Genomic DNA, 16,965 nt, shown 5'->3' with positions numbered 1-16,965 from the left:
CTGGGCGGACTGCCACTGAGTTGTTGTCACAGACCGAACACCGGTCGGTAGATCTTGCGGTCGACCGCGGGCATGGCCACACGGCCGGTCCGCACCTCACTCGGCGTCGGCGACAGCGTGTCCGAGCCGGCGGCCCGCAGGCCGGACTCGATGGCGCCGTCCATGTAGCCGATCCAGCCGAGGGCGAGGTCGTCGGCGCAGAACCTCACCGGCCCGAAGGGCTGGTTGATCGCCTTGTGGAGCCGCGTGAGCTGGAAGGGCTTCCGGAACGCCGGTCCGCCGCGGGAGAACTCCTGCGCGTCCCAGTCCGAGACGGTGTAGTCGCGCAGCGACGCCGACGGCAGGATCTTCCGGACCGCTGCCTCCACCTCGGCACGGTTGGACACGTTCAGGGTGCCGTCGACGCTGAAGGCGACGACGGGAGCGTTGTCGTTCAGCCGGCCGATGATCGCGAACGGGAAGCCCTCGGGCGCCTCGGCTATGAACCGGTCGGCGGGGGCGGCCAGGTCCAGGAAGAGCTTGCGCTGGCGCGGCACGCCGTAGCCCTGGGCGGTGGCGTTCCGGTGTGCCTGCGGCAGCGCCGGGCTGAAGGCGATGTCCTTCCAGACGTTGACCGGCACCGCCATGATGACCTCGGGCGCGGTGTAGGCGGCCCCCGCCCGGGTGACCACGTTCACCTTCCCGGACTGCTGGGTGACGGAGGCGACCGGGGAGTTGAGCTTCAGGTCCGGGCTCCCGTCCGCGAGGATCGCGTTGGCGAGGGCGATGGTGCCCTGCGTCAGACGGTAGGTGTTGACGCCGGAGAAGCCCGGGTAGTTCCAGCCGGCCAGGGCCCACCACTGGGCGAGCTCCAGCATCGAACCGCGCGAGCTGGGCGACCCGTACATGCTGGTGGTGCTGGTCATCCTCAGCTCGTCCTCTGGCGAGTAGGCCAGCTGGTCCAGCCGGTCACGCAGGGAGAAGCCGTCCAGCGGGGTTATCAGGTCCTCGCGGGTGAAGGGCGCGTAGGGCTTGGGGAAGTACTCGCGGGAGCCTTCGAAGAACGGGGTGAACAACTCGCCCTGCCGGGTGTACGCGGTGACCGGGTCGGACTCGGCGAACCCTCCCGGGGTCGGCATGAGTACACGCTCAGGCCCCTGGTCGGCCTCGACCGTCAGGTTGTAGCGCGAGATCTCGCGCCAGACGTGCGGCTGCAGCGGGTCGACCCAGGAACCTCCGCGCTCGATCTCCCAGCTGTTGAACGTGTCGGTCCAGGTGCGCCCGCCGATACGCCCGCGCGCCTCCAGCACGAGGACGCTACGGCCCTTCTTCCGCAGTTCACGGGCTGCGGTGAGACCGGCGAGTCCGGCCCCGACGACGATGGCGTCGTAGCTGGTGCGCTCGGTGAAGTCCGCTCCTTCGGCGGCCTCCGCCATTCCTGGAAAGCCTGCGCCCAGGGCCGTTCCCGCAACAGCGAGGCCACTCGTCCTGAGCAGACCCCTCCGGCTGAAGGAATTGCGGGAGGCGGCCTTGTTCGTTCTGCTTCGACTGTTCGACACGAATTTCCCCCGTACGGTGAATGCAAGGAGCGGTGGTGCGTTGTGCGAGCATCTGCGCGATATCGGACAGGTCCGGGAATCCGGATGCGAAGGGTGCGGTGCGGATTCCCGGTCCGTTCGGTGCGATGCCGTGCGGAGACGGATCAGGCGGTCGGCTTGCGGAACTGCTTGATCATCGCCGCGTAGCTGTCCTCGGCGTTGCCGTCAGCCACCGCGCGCTGCGCCAGTTCCAGGAAGAAGCGCGGCAGTTCGGTGCTGACGCCGAGCTCCTGGCTCTCCTCGACCAGGTGCTGCATGCCGCCCACGTGGACGTTGACGGTGGCGTCTGTGGCCGGGAACTTGCCCTCGTCGATCTGCTCCGCGTACGCGGTGACGTAGTCCGACGTCACGTTGATCGCAGTGGTGGCCATCTCGGCGAACGTCGTCGCCTTGACGTTCGCGGTGCCGAGCAGGGCGGCCGCGTGCAGGAAGCTGTTCAGCACGCCCCACATGATGCTCAGCACCGACATGTCGTACAGGGCCGACAGACCGTGGTCCTCGTCGAGGTAGACGGTTCCCGTCTCGCCGAGCGCCTGGAGCGTGGCCTGGTGCTTCTCGAAGCCGGCCTTCGGCCCGGAGTACAGCAGCGTGGCCTCGGCGGTGCCGATGGCCTGCGGGACCGCCAGGATCGCGCCGTCGATGTAGTCGGCGCCGGCCTTGGCCGCCCACTCGGCGGTTTCCCGCGCCTGCGTGGAGCCGGCGGTGGTCAGGTTGACCAGGGTGCGGCCGGCCAGCGAGGAGGCGATCGGGTCCAGGAGCCCGTGTACGGCGTCGTAGTCCGAGACACAGACGACGACGAGCGGGCTCGCCTCGACGGCGTCCTGGACCGAGTCTGCGAGGGTGGCGCCGCCGGCGACGAGGGCGTCGGCCTTGCCGGCCGAGCGGTTCCAGACGGTGGTCGGGTGGCCCTTGGCCAGGAAGGCCGTGGCGAGGGCCTGGCCCATCAGGCCCAGGCCGACGACGGTGACCGGTGATTCGGAGGCGGGAAGAATGGTCACAGTTGGGTCTCCGTACTTCGTACGTGCGGCAGGTGCCGCAACGGGTGTGATCGGTGGTGTGCGGGAGCCGGCGCGGCACCGGGCCGCGTGCGGCGACGCCCCCGTTCTCGCGTTCCGGGTCAGCCCTGGGTGGTGCCCTCGGCGTCCCACGGGCCGCTCACGCCGAAGGGGTTGTCCACGACGTAGCGCCAGTAGCCGTCCGTGCCCTGGCGCAGGACGTCGACAGCCACGCCCTCCAGGTGCTCCGGCTCACCGTTCTCGTCGAGCGCCTCCATCTGCCACTCGACGATGAGCATCGCGGTGTCGCCCACCACGAACTGCTGGCGGACGGTCGCGTCCACTGAGGGCTTGCGCTTCGCCAGGAATTCGGTCACGTACGCGCGGCGGTCCTCGCCGTAGACCGGGAATCCGGGTTCCCACATTCCGACCGCGTCGTCGGTGTACATCGCGTTGACGGCTTCCGCGTCCCCGGCGTTGAAGGCTGTTCCGAATGCCTCTTGATGCTTATCTATATCGGCCACCAGCGTGTACATGATGTCACTCACTACGCTATTTCTCCATTCGCTTTTCTTGGCACCTGAACAGATTGTTGAGGACGCTATCAGCGGGTACTCCCCGATCCGGTCTCCTGTCGGTAATCGCATGCGGCCCCACGGCGCACCGGTTCGATTACCGGGGAAAGACCGCTCGATGGCACGTCCACCGGGGCGCTCTTCCGGTACGGCTATCCCGCTCGGCCCATCACCCGTTCCACTGCTTCCTGGATCTCCGGGGTGACCAGCGCCGCCGCCGGATCGAGGAGGAACGCCACCCGGGCGTAGGCGACCAGCAGCTGCCCGTCCTTCGACGCCGCGTCCAACAGGCGGTCCAGATAGGCGTACTCGGCCAGTTGCTCCTCGGTGGGATCGTCGCCGACGCCGGGGAAGACGAGGTCGGCGCCGGTGGTCAGCTCCCACACATGGTCGACCGCCGTGGCCGCGTAGTCGGCAAGGTACGCCCGCGGGTCCACGGGCGCCGGCCGGGAGATGTGGTCGCGCAGCACGCGGGCGCCGAGCGCGGCCACCGTCATGCCCTGCCCGTAGACCGGGTTGAAGCTGCACACGGCGTCTCCGAGGACGAGCAGCCCGGTGGGGAACGAGTCCATCCGCTCGTACCGGCGGCGCAGGTTGGCCGGGAAGCGGTAGGACAGCGGCTCCCCGAGCGTCTCCTGGTCGTGCACCGCGTCGTAGATGTCGGTGGCGGCGAGCGACTTGAGGAAGTCATGGAAGCCCGCGGTGTCACGGGGCGGGTACTCGCCGGCGATGCCGTAGCCGGTCACGACGGCGCAGCCGTCCTCGATCTTGGCGCAGAGCGCCCCACGGGGCACGTCCGCCGAGCCGCCGACGTCGATGGACACTTCGCCCGGCATCCGGTCCTCGGAGAGCCGGTAGTACTGCGTCGTGTAGCCGACGTTGACGGTGAGCTGCTCCTCCTCGACCGCCGGGTAGCCGAACTCCGCGAGCCACGACGGGGTGCGCGTGCGCCGTCCCGTCGCGTCGACGACGAGGTCGGCGGTGAGGTCGCGGTAGGTCTCGCCCTGCCGGACCCGGGCACCGACGACGGCGGACCGGTCCGGGTCGGTCAGCAGCTCCGCTATCTCTGTCCGCTCCAGGAAGGTCACGTTGGGCAGTGCGCGCACCCGCCGGCGCACCCGACGCTCCAGGTGCGGCCGGCTGACCGAGAGCAGCGGGAGGCCGGAGTGCGGCTTGGGCATCTGGGTGCCGTTGACGACCCACCGCACGTCGGCGGTGCCGTCGCCGGCCACCGCGCCGGCCGTGGTCAGTTCCTCGGTGAAACCGGGGATCAGGTCCTCCAGGGCGAGGAGACCGGCGGCCAGCAGGTTGTGCAGGTGCCCGCCGTGCGGGACACCCCGACGGGTCTCGCTGTGCGCCCGGCCGGTGTCGTCGCCGACGAGGTCGTCGCGGTCGATCACCACGACGTCGGCGTAGCGGTCCGCCAGCACGTGGGCGGCCAGGAGGCCCGCCATGCTCGCACCGAGCACGATCACGCGCTCACGATCAGTTCTCTCCACGGTGGTGGTCACTCCTCGGTTCGCCCCGAACGGGCCGCGCGGGACGGGAAGTAGCCCGCGCGGACGAAAAAGTTCACGTAGGTGTCGAAAAGGTCCCGGTCGATGTCCGGGCAGGTGATGCCGGTACCGCGCAGGGAGTACTCGGTCTCCGAGACGTCGATCGGCGGGTACGTGGCGGTGCCGCTGCCGGAGTTCATCCCCTCGAAGGAGTCGAGCAGCGGGACGACGGCGTTCCGCCGGTCCTCGCGCACCCGGGCCGACCAGGTGTCCCAGTCGAGTTCGGGCAGGTCGTACCCGAACGAACGGAGGTGGCCGACGAACTCGGTGAACGTCTGGTTCTGCCGGTTGTAGAGGTGGAAGGTCCGGTTCGCGGCGTCCTCCCGGGCCGCGAGGGCCGTGATAGCCGCACTGACGTAGTCCACCGGCACCATGTGGAGGACCCCGGCGAGGCTGTCGGGTACCGCTCCGGTCTCCAACAGGCCCTTGAGACTCAGCCAGACGAAGTCCTTGGTCTGGCAGGCGCCCGTCTCCCGGTCGCCGCACACGACGTCCACCCGGTAGACCGAGACGGGCAGCCCCCGGCTCCGGCCGAGTTCGATGACCTGCTCGGCCACCCACTTGCTCTGCAGATAGCCGTTGTGCAGCAGGTGCGCGGGGCCGGTCGGGTCGGCCGCGCCGACCGGCGCGGCGTCGGGGCCGGGTGCCGGGAACACCCCGGTGGTCGAGACGTAGTGCACCGGAACCGTCCGGTGCGCCGCGGCCAGCCGCAGCACCTCCCGGGTGCCGCCCACGTTCCCCGCCGCGAGTTCGGTGTACGGTCGCACCCAGCTGACCGTCGCACCCACGTGGTGGACGACGTCGACACGGCGGGAGAGGTCGTCGAACTCGGCCTCGGTCAGGCCCAGTCGCGGGGCCGTCAGGTCGCCGACGGTGACGACGAGGCGTTCCGGGTCGATGTCGTCCCCGACCTGGTACCAGGCCAGGCTCTCGTGCAGTCGGCGGGTCGCCTCGGCCCGGTCGGTGCCCCGCACCAGGCAGTGCACCGTGGCCTTCGTCGACCGCATCAGGTCGCGGAGCAGGAAGGCGCCGAGGAACCCGGTGGCGCCGGTCAGCAGGACCTCGCGGGGATCGGCGGCCACTCTGCTGACCGTGCCGGTCGGCCGGATGGCCTCGTCGAGGCGGACCTCGGCGGCGAAGTCGAAGCCGGCGGCGGCGGCTCCCCCGGTGGCGGCGGACAGGAGGGCGGACAGGTGGCCGACCAGCTTCGCCGGCGTGGGGTGTTCGAAGATCAGCGAGGGCGGCAGCTTCAGGCCTGTGGCATCGGTGAGCCGGTTGCGCAGCTCCACCGAGGTGAGCGAGTCGAACCCGAGGTCGGCGAACCGCCGGTGGGCTTCGACGGCAGCCGCGCCGGAGTGCCCCAGAACCAGAGCCACTTCGCGGTGGACGAACTCCGTCACGACCTCCGAGCGGCGTTCCTGCGGCAGTCCTGCCAGCTGTTCCGGACGGAGCTCGGCCTGGCTTTCGGATCCTTCGGGGCCCTGGCCGGTGCCCTGGACCAGCCGGCGCAGAAGCAGCGGCGCCCGCCGGGCGTTGCCGCGCAGTGCGGTCCGGTCGACCGGTGTGACCACCAGTGCGGGCGGACCGGCGCGCAGCGCGAGATCCATCAGCCCGGGGCCCGTCTCCTCGGTGACGGCGAGCAGGCCGGAGCGGGCTATGCGGTCGAGTTCGGTCCTGGTCAGGTGCCCGCTCATGCCGTGCTCGTGCGCCCACAGGCCCCAGGCCAGCGAGGTCGCCGGCAGTCCGAGTCCGGACCGGTGGGCGGCCAGCGCGTCGAGGAACGTGTTGGCGGCGGCGTAGTTCGCCTGACCGGTGCCGCCGATGACGCCCGCCACGGACGAGAACAGCACGAAGGCGTCCAGGTCTTGGTCGAGGGTGAGTTCGTGCAGGTTCCACGCGGCGTGCACCTTGGGCCGCAGGACGACGGCCAGCCGGTCCGGGGTCAGGTCCTGGATCATGCCGTCGTCCAGTACGCCGGCCGCGTGCACGACCCCGGTGAGCGGATGCTCGGCAGGGACGGTGGCCAGCAGCGCGCCGAGGGCGTCCCGGTCGGCGAGGTCGCAGGCGGCGAGGCGCACATCGGCGCCGAGTCCGGTGAGTTCGGACGCCAGCGCGGCGGCGCCGGCCGCCTCCGGACCCCGGCGGCTGACGAGCAACAGCCGGGACACCCCGTGCGTGCGGACCAGATGGCGGGCGAACAGCCCGCCGAGCGCCCCGGTCGCACCGGTGATCAGTACGGTGCCGCTGGTACGCCACGGGGTGTCTGCGCCCGGTTCACCGTCCGGCAGGGCGTCGGCGAGGCCCGGTACGAGGATCCGGCCGGAGCGGACGGCGGCCTGCGGCTGGCCGGAGGCCAGGACCGACGGCACTGCCGCCGCCGACCCGGGGTCCTCGTCCAGGTCGATCAGCACGATCCGCTCGGGCGCCTCCGACTGCGCCGAGCGCAGCAGTCCCCACAGCGGGGCGGCGACGAGGTCCGAGACGTCCTTACCGCCGATGTCCGCGGCCACCGCGCCACGGGTCAGGACGACGAGCGGGGTGTCGGTGGTGCGGTCGTCCGCCAGCCACGACTGGACCAGCGCCAGCACCTTCTCCGCGGCGTCCTGGGCCCGCCGCGGCACATCACCGCCCGGGGTGAACACCAGGGGCACGAGCAGGAAGCCGAACGGCGTGTCCGAGCCCAGCGCGGCCAGGGCGTCCGTCACGTCGCCGAAGGGCGTGCCGGTGGCGAGCGGCGGCAGCCCGGTGGCGCCGGACCCGGCGAGGTGCAGCTCCGCGAGTCCGCGCGGCGTGACCGGGGCGGCCGGCTCGTACGGGGTCCAGCCGACCCGGAGCACCGAGTCCTCCGCACGGGGCCCGGCCGTGGGCGGGGCCGCCGGCGCGTGCTCCAGCCAGTACCGCTCCCGCTGGAAGGGGTAGGTCGGCAGGTCGACCACCCGCCGTGGTCCGGTGGTGGCGAAGACCGTCTGCCAGTCGACGGGAATCCCGGCCGACCACAGCCCGCCCAGGGCCGTGAGCGCGTCGTGCGCCTCGGTCTGCCCGCCGCGCACCGCGGCGACCGAGGTGAGGGCGGTGCTCTCGGCGACCAGAGCCGAGAGCACGCCTGCCGGGCCGAGTTCCAGGGTGACGGTCACGTTCTGGTCGGCGAGGGTGCGGGCCGCGTCGTGGAAGCGGACCGGCTGCCGCACCTGGTCGACCCAGTACTGGGGAGAGCGGAGCTCTGCCTCGGTGGCGACGCGGCCGGTGAGCGTCGACACGAGGGGGATGACCGGCGCGTTCAGGGTGACCTTCCGCAGCACCCTGCCGAACTCCTCCAGCATCGGATCCATGAGCGGCGAATGGAAGGCGTGACTGACCGTCAGCTGCTTGGTGCGGCGTCCCCAGGACCGTACGGTCCCGGCGAGCTCCAGGACTTCGTATCTGGCGCCGGACACCACGGTCGCCACCGGGCCGTTGACGGCGGCGACCGCCACGGCACCGTCCGACCGTGCCAGAAGCGGGGTGACCTCCTCCTCGGTGGCCTGCAGCGCGACCATCGCGCCGCCCTCCGGCAGTTCCTGCATGAGCCGGCCCCGGGCGGCGACCACGGCCGCCGCGTCGGGCAGGGACAGCACTCCGGCCGCGTGCGCGGCGGCCAGTTCACCGATCGAGTGGCCCGCGAGGTATTCCGGGGTGATTCCCCATGCCTCGTAGAGCCGGAACAAGGCGACCTCCAGCGCGAACAGCGCCGGCTGCGCGTGCCCCGTCCCAGTCAGCGCCGTCTCGTCGTCGAGTACGTCGCGCAGCGGCACGTCCAGGTGCCGGTCGAGCTCCTCGCACACCGCGTCGAAGGCCTCGGCGAACACCGGGAACGCCTCGTGCAGACGGCGGCCCATCGCGGCCCGCTGGGCTCCCTGGCCGGTGAAGAGGAAGCCGAGCCTGCCCCTGCCGGGCGCCGCAGCGGTCCGGGCGCCGTCCTCGGCCAGCGGGCGGAGGGCCGCGAGCAGGGACGCGGCGTCAGAGCCGACCACCACGGCGCGGTGGGGCAGAGCGGCGCGGGTGGTCGCCGTCGAGTAGGCGAAGTCGGCGCCGGACAGGCCGGGGTGGTCAGCCACGTACGCCATCAGGCTGCGCGCCTGCGCGGACAGGGCCGCACGGCTCCTGGCGGAGAGCGGCAGCGGCAGGAGCGCGGAGGCGGGCGCCGGGGCCGGCTCCTCCTGCGCCACGTCGGTCTGGTCCTCGGGTGCCTGCTCCAGAATCAGGTGGGCATTGGTGCCGCTGACTCCGAACGCGGACACCGCGGCGCGGCGCGGCCGGCCGGTCTGCGGCCACCGGCGGTGCTCGGTGAGCAGTTCGACCTCGCCCGCGGACCATTCGACCAGTGGGGTGGGCTCGTCGACGTGCAGGGTCCGCGGCAGTGCGGAATGCCGCAACGCCTGGACCATCTTGATCACACCCCCGACACCTGCCGCGGCCACCGAGTGCCCGATGTTGGACTTCAACGAGCCCAGGAGCAGAGGCTGTTCGGCGGCGTGGGCGGCCCCGTAGGTGGCCAGCAGCGCCTGGGCCTCGATGGGGTCACCCAGCCGGGTACCGGTGCCGTGGGCCTCGACGGCGTCGATGTCGGAGGCGTCCAGCCGGGCGCCGGTGAGCGCGGCGCGGATCACCCGTTCCTGCGAGGGGCCGCTGGGGGCGGTGAGCCCGTTGGAGGCACCGTCGGAGTTGACCGCCGAGGAGCGCAGGACGGCCAGCACCCGGTGTCCGTTGCGTACGGCGTCGCCGAGCCGTTCGAGGAGGATCAGGCCGGCGCCTTCAGACCAGCTGGTGCCGTCGGCGGCGGCGGCGAAGGACTTGCACCGGCCGTCGGGAGCGAGGCCGCGCTGCCGGGAGAAGTCGACGAATCCGCCGGGCGTTCCCGCGATCGTGACACCCCCGGCGAGAGCGAGGCCGGATTCGCCGGTGCGCAGCGACTGCGCGGCCAGATGCATGGCCACCAGCGACGACGAGCACGCGGTGTCCACGGTGAGGGAGGGGCCCTCGAAACCGAAGGAGTAGGAGAGCCGGCCCGAGACGACGCTGCCGAGTTTGCCCGTCAGCAGGTAGCCCTCGTACTCCTCCGGGCCGGCCAGCCCCAGGTAGGACTGCTCCACGGCGCCGACGAACACGCCGACGTCGGCGCCCTTCAGTGTGGTCGGGTCGATCCTCGCGTGCTCGAAAGTCTCCCAGGCGGTCTCCAGCAGCACGCGCTGCTGGGGGTCCATGGAAAGGGCCTCGCGCGGCGAGATACCGAAGAAGCCGGCGTCGAATTCGGCTGCCCCGTCGAGGAAGCCCCCTTCGCGCGTGTACGTGGTGCCCGGGATGTCCGGGTCGGGGTCGTAGAGCGCGTCGAGGTCCCATCCGCGATCGGCGGGGAACTCGGTGATGCCGTCCCGGCCGTCCGCGACGAGCTGCCACAGGTCGTCCGCCGAGCGCACGCCGCCGGGATAGCGGCAGGCCATGCCGACGATCGCGATCGGCTCGGTGCGGCCGGACTCCAGTTCCGTGATGCGCTGCCGGGCCTTCCGCAGGTCAGCGGTGACCCATTTCAGATAGTCCGCGAGCTTCTTCTCATCCGCCATGGGGGGATTACCTGTTCCAGGTGTCGGGGCGTCAGTGCCGGTCACGGCCGAGTTCGTTGTCGATGAAGTCGAGGAGTTCGTCGGTCGACGCCGACGCGAGGGAGCCGGCCGGGTCCTCGTCCGCGCCGTCGCCCGGCTGCGCACCGGTCTCCAGCCACCGCGACAGGACGGTCTGCAGACGTACGGTGATCTCGTCGCGCTCAGCCTCCGCCCCGGCGCCGTCCTCGGTCGCGAGCGCCTGCTCCAGTTCGTCGAGCGCGGCGATCGCGGTCGATCGCCGGTGCGGTGCGGCGTCGGGTGCGACGGAGGTGAGCAGGAACGCGGCCAGCTTGGACGGGGTGGGGTGGTCGAACACCGCGGTGGCCGGGAGCCGGGCTCCGGTGACGGTGTTCAGCCTGTTGCGCATCTCGACCGCGGTCAGCGAGTCGAAGCCGAGCTCCCGGAAGGGCTGTTCGGGATCGATCACCGACGGGTCGCCGAGACCGAGGACCGCGGCCACCCGGCCGCGGACCAGGTCGAGGACGAACTCCGTACGCTCGGCGGCGGTCAGGTCGGACAGTTGCCGCGCCATGGGCACGTCGGTGCCGCTGTCCGCGCGGTGGACCGGGGCGGGGACGAGGGACCGCAGCAACGGGGGCACCCGGTCGAGCGACCGCAGGACGTCCGGGGCGAACGCCGTGGTGACTACCGCGGGCCGGGCCGAGGAGAGCGCGGCGTCGAGCAGGGCCATGCCTTCCTTCACGCCCGTCGGGACGAAGCCGTCCCCGGCGAACCGGGCGCGGTCGATGTCGCCCAGGCCCGCGTTGATGCCGCCGTCGACGTCCCACAGCCCCCAGGCCACCGAGGTCGCGGCCAGACCGTGCGCCCGCCGCTGCTGGGCGAGCCCGTCGAGGTACGCGTTGGCGGCGGCGTAGTTCGCCTGACCGGGGCCGCCGAACAGCCCGACGGTCGAGGAGAACAGCACGAAGGCCGACAGGCCGGCGTCGCGCGTCAGTTCGTGGAGGTGCCGGGCGGCTTCCGCCTTGGGGCGCAGGACGGCGTCGAGCTGCTCTGGGGTCATGGCCGTGAGCAGGCTGTTGTCAAGCACCCCTGCCGCGTGCACGACTCCGGTGAGCGGCCGGTCGGCGGGGACCTCGGCGAGCAGCGCGGCGAGCTCCTCGCGGTCCGCGACGTCGCAGGCGGCGATGCGGACCGTCGCGCCGAGTGCGGTCAGCTCACTGTGCAGGTCGCCTGCTCCCGCCGCATCGGCGCCCGTACGGGCGGCCAGCAGCAGGTGTGTGATGCCGTGTTCGGTGACGAGGTGGCGGGCGACGGCTGTGCCGAGCGCGCCGGTGCCTCCGGTGACGAGGACCGTACCCTCCGGATTCCACACCGGAGTGTCCGCGCCGGTGCGCACCGCGGAGGAGCGGATCCGGACCAGCCGCGGGACCAGGATCCGGCCGCCACGGACGGCGGCCTGGGGCTCGTCGGCGGACAGCAGGGCGGAGAGCAGCGCCGCAGGCACCGGCTCGGCGACGCTTTCGGTGTCTGTGTCGACGTCCACCAGCAGAATCCGGTCGGGGGCTTCCGACTGGGCGGAGCGGACCAGCCCCCACACCGCCGTGGCGGCCGGATCGGGTGCCTCGGAGTCGGTGGTGGCGACGGCTCCCCTGGTGACGACGACCAGGCGCACACCGGTGAAGCGGTCGTCGGCCAGCCACTCCTGCAGGAGGGCCAGTGTCCGGCGGGCCGGCCGGTGCGGGGCGTCGTCGTCCCGGCTCGCGGCCGACGGCACGACGAGGGCCCGGACCGGGTCGCCTGCGTCGAGCGCCCTCCCGAAGGAGGCGAGGTCGTCTTGGTACGGAATGCCGTCCGCCGGGCCGGCGGCCGGTCCGAGCCGCGCCCAGGCCGCGGTCCGGGCGGACGGCCGTACGGCGTCCGGGAGCCAGCCGACCTCGTGCAAAGTGCCCAGGGGGTCCGGCCCGGCGGGCGGCGCTCCGGCATCGGCCGAAGGGTCCAGCCAGTACCGCTCGCGCTGGAAGGGGTAGGTCGGCAGCTCGACCTTGCTCACCCCGGTGCCGGCGAAGAAGGCCTGCCAGTCGACGGGCACGCCCCGGGTGTGCAGCACGCCGAGGGCGTACATCAACGACTGCGGTTCGGGCTGCTTCCTGCGCATCGCGGGTATCGCGACCGCGTGGTCCACGCAGGCGGCCGCGAGCGCGGAGAGCACTCCGCCGGGGCCGAGTTCCAGCAGGGTGGTCACGCCCTGCGCCTCGAGGGTGCGCACCGCGTCGGCGAAGCGTACGGGCCGGCGGATCTGCTGCACCCAGTACTCGGGTGAGGTCCAGCCGTCCCCGGGCTCCACCTCGCCGGTCACCGTGGACACGATGCCGAACCTGGGCCTGTGGAAGGTGAGCCCCTCGGCGATGGCACGGAACTCGTCGAGCATGGGGTCCATGCGGGGAGAGTGGGAGGCCCTCAGGATCGGCAGCACCTTGGTCGAGCGGCCGCGTTCCTTCCAGATGTCCGCGACAGCGCGCACGGCGTCCGCGTCGCCCGAGACGACCACCGCGCGCGGCCCGTTGACCGTGCCGATCACGGCACGCCCGTCCTGGCCGAGGGTCTCGCGGACCTCTTCCTCGGTCGCCTCGACGGCTGTCATCGCGCCGCCTTCCGGCAGCGACCGCATCAGGCGCCCGCGGGCGGTCACCAGGACGGCGGCGTCGGGCAGCGACAGCACGCCCGCCAGGTGGGCGGCGATCAGCTCGCCCGTCGAGTGGCCCATGAGGTAGTCGGGGCGCACTCCCCATGCCTCGAAGAGGCGGAACAGCGCCACTCCGACAGCGAAGAGAGCGGCGAGGGTGTAGTCGATCTGGTCCAGCTCGTCGCCCGACTCGATCACCGAGCGCAGCGGGCGGGGCAGGTGCTCGTCCAGGGCCGCGCACACCTCGTCGAAGGCCACGGCGAACACCGGGAAGGTTTCCACTAGTTCGCCGGCCATGCCGACGTGCTGGGCCCCTCCGCCGGTGAACATGAACGCGGTCCGGCCCTCGTCCTTGGTGCCGGTGACGGTGCCGGGCCCGTCGCCGGCCAGGGCGGCGAGGCCTTCGATCAGTTCGTCCCGGCCGGCCGCGAGCGCGACGGCCCGGTGCCGCATCGCCGTACGGGTGGCGGCCAGCGAGTAGGAGAGGTCGAGCAGATCGAGGCCGGGGCGGTCGGCGAGGAGCGTGCCTATGCGCTCGGCCTGGGCGCGCAGTGCCTCCGGGGACCGGGCCGACAGCACGTAGGGCATGACCGGCGCCGGTGGCACGGCCGGGGGCGCCGACGTCGTCCCGGCGGTCTCCTCGGGGGCCGGCTGTGGTGCCTGCTCGACGATGACGTGCGCGTTGGTACCGCTGAAGCCGAAGGCGGAGACGGCGGCCCGGCGCGGTCGGTCCAGCTCCGGCCAGTCGTGTGCCTCGTCGAGCAGTGCCAGCGCGCCGGAGTCCCAGTCGACGTGCGGGGTGGGGTCGTCGGCGTGCAGCGTCCTGGGCATGACGCCGTGGCGGATGGCCTCGACCATCTTGATGATGCCGCCGACACCCGCGGCCGCCTGGGTGTGCCCGACGTTGGACTTGAACGACCCCAGCCGCAGGGGCTGTTCGGCTGGGCGGCCCCGGCCGTAGGTGGCGAGCAGGGCATTGGCCTCGATCGGGTCACCGAGGGGCGTCCCGGTGCCGTGCGCCTCGACGATGTCGACGTCGGAGGTGGTGAGGCCCGCACTGTCGAGTGCCTGGCGGATCACGCGTTCCTGGGCAGGGCCGTTGGGTGCGCTGAGCCCGTTGCTGGCGCCGTCCTGGTTGATCGCTGAACCGGTGATCACGGCGAGCACAGGGTGGCCTTTGCGCCGGGCGTCGGACAGGCGCTCCACGAGGAGGATGCCGGCACCCTCGGCCCATCCGGTGCCGTCGGCGGAGGCGGCGAAGGACTTGCAGCGCCCGTCGGCGGACAGGCCGCGCAGCCGGGAGAACTCGACGAAGGCCTGGGGTGTGGACATCACGGTCACGCCGCCGGCGAGGGCGAGGTCGCACTCCCCACGGCGCAGCGCGGCCGCCGCGAGGTGGATGGCGACCAGCGACGAGGAGCAGGCCGTGTCGACGGTGACGGCGGGGCCCTCCAGGCCGAAGACGTAGGCCAGCCGGCCGGAGGCGACACTGCCCGCGCTTCCGCTGTACAGGTAGCCCTCGAACTCCTCGGGCGGCAGGTGCGGCCGGGACCCGTAGTCGTGGTACATCGACCCGATGAACACGCCCGTCCGGCTGCCGTGGACCGCGTCGGCAGGAATTTCCGCGCGCTCGAAGCTCTCCCATGCCGTCTCCAGCAGCAGACGCTGCTGGGGGTCGGTGGCGAGGGCCTCCCGGGGGGACATGCCGAAGAACTCGGGGTCGAAGCGGTCCGCGTCGTGCAGGAACCCGCCCTGGTCGGTGTAGGACGTGCCGACGGTGTCGGGGTCGGGGTGGTAGAGCCGGTCCAGGGACCAGCCCCGGTGCTCGGGGAAGGACGTCACCGCGTCCACGCCGTCGGCGACCACCTGCCACAGGCGTTCCGGCGAGTCCACGCCGCCGGGGTACCGGCAGGCCATTCCGACGATCGCGACCGGTTCCCGGTCCCTCTCCTCGATCTCGCGCAGACGCTTGCGGCTCACCTGGGCATCGGCGACAGCACGCTTGAGGTACTGGCGGAGCTGGTTCTCGTCAGTGCTCACGCGCCCCCAACTCCCGGGGTCTTGTCGAGTGAGGCGCCGGCTGATTCCTCGGTACCGTGCACGGAATTTCCTTTCCCGGAGAACTTCTCATGCGACTCAGAGCCTCGAGCAGTGTCGGACAAGAGGGTCCGCGAAGTGGTAATTCCGCGCTCTTTCCCGGCGGAGCAACGCCCGTGACCACGGACTGATACGCCGATTAGCGCCCGATTACAGGACCGTTACGACACGTCGGTAGGGTCCGGGGCAAGTAGCCCTCATAGATTGGGAACTCGACTCCAAATGAACCCGGGGATTGAAGAACAGAATCTCGCGGAGCCCTATCTCGGGGGTCTGCTCACATCGCTCGGACTTGACGTCCACTATTCCAGGGCGGAAAAGGACAGCCTTTTCTACCGTGATGAGACGGGCCGGGAGGTCGAGGTGCTCGACCTCGTCGGCGGATACGGCTCCACGATCATCGGGCACGGCAATCCCGACATCGTCGGCTACGCGAAGGAACTGCTGGACCAGGGTGTGCCGGTCCACGCGCAGTTCTCCAGGCACCCGTACGCCAACGACCTGGCGCAGAAGCTGAATGCCGTGATCCGGCGCGAGTTCGGCACCTCGGAGCCGTATTCGGCGCTCTTCGCCAACAGTGGTGCCGAAGCCGTCGAGATCGCGATGAAGCACGCCGAGTTCGACCGGGGTGCCAAGCTGGCCGAACTCGCCGCGGAGACCGACGGGAACATCGAAGCCGCACGTGCGGCGCTGGCCGCCGGCGCCGGGTTCGCCCCAGACGGGTCCTACGACCGCCTGGCCACGGCCGCGGGGATCGCGCCCGGCAGCACGGCGGACGAGGTGATCGCCGGGGTCCGCGGCGTCAACGCCTCACGGCTGGCGGCGGCGCCGGTGTTCCTGGCCCCCGAGGGCTCGTTCCACGGGAAGCTCGTCGGCAGCGTCCAGCTGACCCACAACGCCGGCTTCCGGACGCCGTTCGCGTCGCTGGCCGCGCAGTGCCGGTTCGTGCCGGTGCACGAACCGGACGCCGTCGCCAAGACCATCGAGTCGGTCCGCAGCACGCTGTTCGACCTCGTGGCCGACGGTACCGCTGTGCGCGTCGTCGAGCGCGAACTGCCCGTCGTCGCCGCGTTCGTCATGGAGCCGGTCCAGGGCGAGGCGGGGATCCGGGTGTTCGACCGGGAGACCGTACGCCGCATCCGGCAGGCCTGCGAGACGATCGACTGCCCGGTCATCGTCGACGAGGTACAGAGCGGCATGGGCCGTACCGGCGCGTTCTTCGCCGCCTCGCACATCGGTCTCCAGGGCGACTACATCACGCTGGCCAAGAGCCTGGGCGGCGGCGTCGCCAAGGCGGCCGTGACCCTGGTGCGCGGCTCCCGCTACCGCAAGGAGTTCGAGCTGGTGCACAGCTCGACCTTCGCGAAGGACGCCTTCTCCACGTCGATCGCCTGCCGGACGGTCGACCTGCTGGAGGCCGGTGGCGGCAAGGCCTACCAGCTGGCGGGCGAGCGCGGCAGCCGGCTGGCGGACATGCTGCGCAAGCTGCAGCAGGAGTTCGGGAGCGTCGTCAAGGAGGTCCGCGGGAAGGGCCTGATGATCGGCCTGGACTTCCACGACCTGTCGGACTCCTCCGACGAGGTCATCGCCGGGCAGGCCCGTGCCGGTCTGCTCGGGTACCTCCTGTCCGGCTACCTGCTGCGCGTGCACGCCCTGCGGCTCCTCCCGACGGCCAGTGCCACGAACACGCTGCGGCTTGAGCCGTCCGTGCACATCACGAACGCCGAGATCGCGCGGCTGGAAGCGGGGCTGCGCGGGCTGCTGACGGCGCTCCGCGACCAGAACGGCGCCGTCCTGCTTCCCGCAGATCCGGCCGGGGAGCCCAGCGCTTAGCCACTCCGACGGTAACCGCACGGCGACTGTCCAGGATGACGAAGGAATGAGC

Annotated in this window: 6 protein-coding genes and 1 pseudogene; 1 reads left to right on the top strand and 6 read right to left on the bottom strand. The window is 71.7% G+C overall.

What is annotated here, in order from left to right; all coding sequences use genetic code 11:
- Nucleotides 1–26 precede the first annotated feature (26 nt).
- From ACIREO_RS19725 to ACIREO_RS19700, 6 genes and pseudogenes are all read right to left on the bottom strand, one after another.
- Nucleotides 27–1,415: a flavin monoamine oxidase family protein gene (locus ACIREO_RS19725; protein WP_404111586.1), complete on the bottom strand. Its 1,389-nt coding sequence runs from the start codon at nucleotides 1,413–1,415 to the stop codon at nucleotides 27–29.
- Between the two features lie 266 nt (nucleotides 1,416–1,681).
- Nucleotides 1,682–2,575 (bottom strand): NAD(P)-dependent oxidoreductase, encoded by an 894-nt coding sequence (locus tag ACIREO_RS19720; protein WP_404111583.1) that lies wholly within the window; start codon nucleotides 2,573–2,575, stop codon nucleotides 1,682–1,684.
- A 119-nt stretch (nucleotides 2,576–2,694) separates the two neighbouring features.
- Nucleotides 2,695–3,120: a YybH family protein gene (locus tag ACIREO_RS19715; protein WP_404111580.1), complete on the bottom strand. Its 426-nt coding sequence runs from the start codon at nucleotides 3,118–3,120 to the stop codon at nucleotides 2,695–2,697.
- A gap of 179 nt (nucleotides 3,121–3,299) precedes the next feature.
- Nucleotides 3,300–4,646, bottom strand: a complete 1,347-nt coding sequence (locus ACIREO_RS19710; protein WP_404111577.1) for an FAD-dependent oxidoreductase — start codon at nucleotides 4,644–4,646, stop codon at nucleotides 3,300–3,302.
- 8 nt (nucleotides 4,647–4,654) lie between these two features.
- Nucleotides 4,655–10,345 (bottom strand): thioester reductase domain-containing protein, encoded by a 5,691-nt coding sequence (locus ACIREO_RS19705; RefSeq protein ID WP_404111574.1) that lies wholly within the window; start codon nucleotides 10,343–10,345, stop codon nucleotides 4,655–4,657.
- 271 nt (nucleotides 10,346–10,616) lie between these two features.
- Nucleotides 10,617–15,068 (bottom strand): annotated as a pseudogene (locus ACIREO_RS19700) (type I polyketide synthase); the annotation flags it as partial.
- 234 nt (nucleotides 15,069–15,302) lie between these two features.
- On the opposite strand from ACIREO_RS19700, the gene ACIREO_RS19695 reads away from it, so the two are divergent.
- Nucleotides 15,303–16,913: an aspartate aminotransferase family protein gene (locus tag ACIREO_RS19695; protein WP_404111571.1), complete on the top strand. Its 1,611-nt coding sequence runs from the start codon at nucleotides 15,303–15,305 to the stop codon at nucleotides 16,911–16,913.
- Nucleotides 16,914–16,965: the final 52 nt, after the last annotated feature.

It is taken from the genome of Streptomyces sp. NPDC102441 (assembly GCF_044765585.1).
Taxonomy (GTDB): Bacteria; Actinomycetota; Actinomycetes; order Streptomycetales; family Streptomycetaceae; genus Streptomyces.
This window is presented reverse-complemented; position numbering and strand designations above follow the sequence as displayed.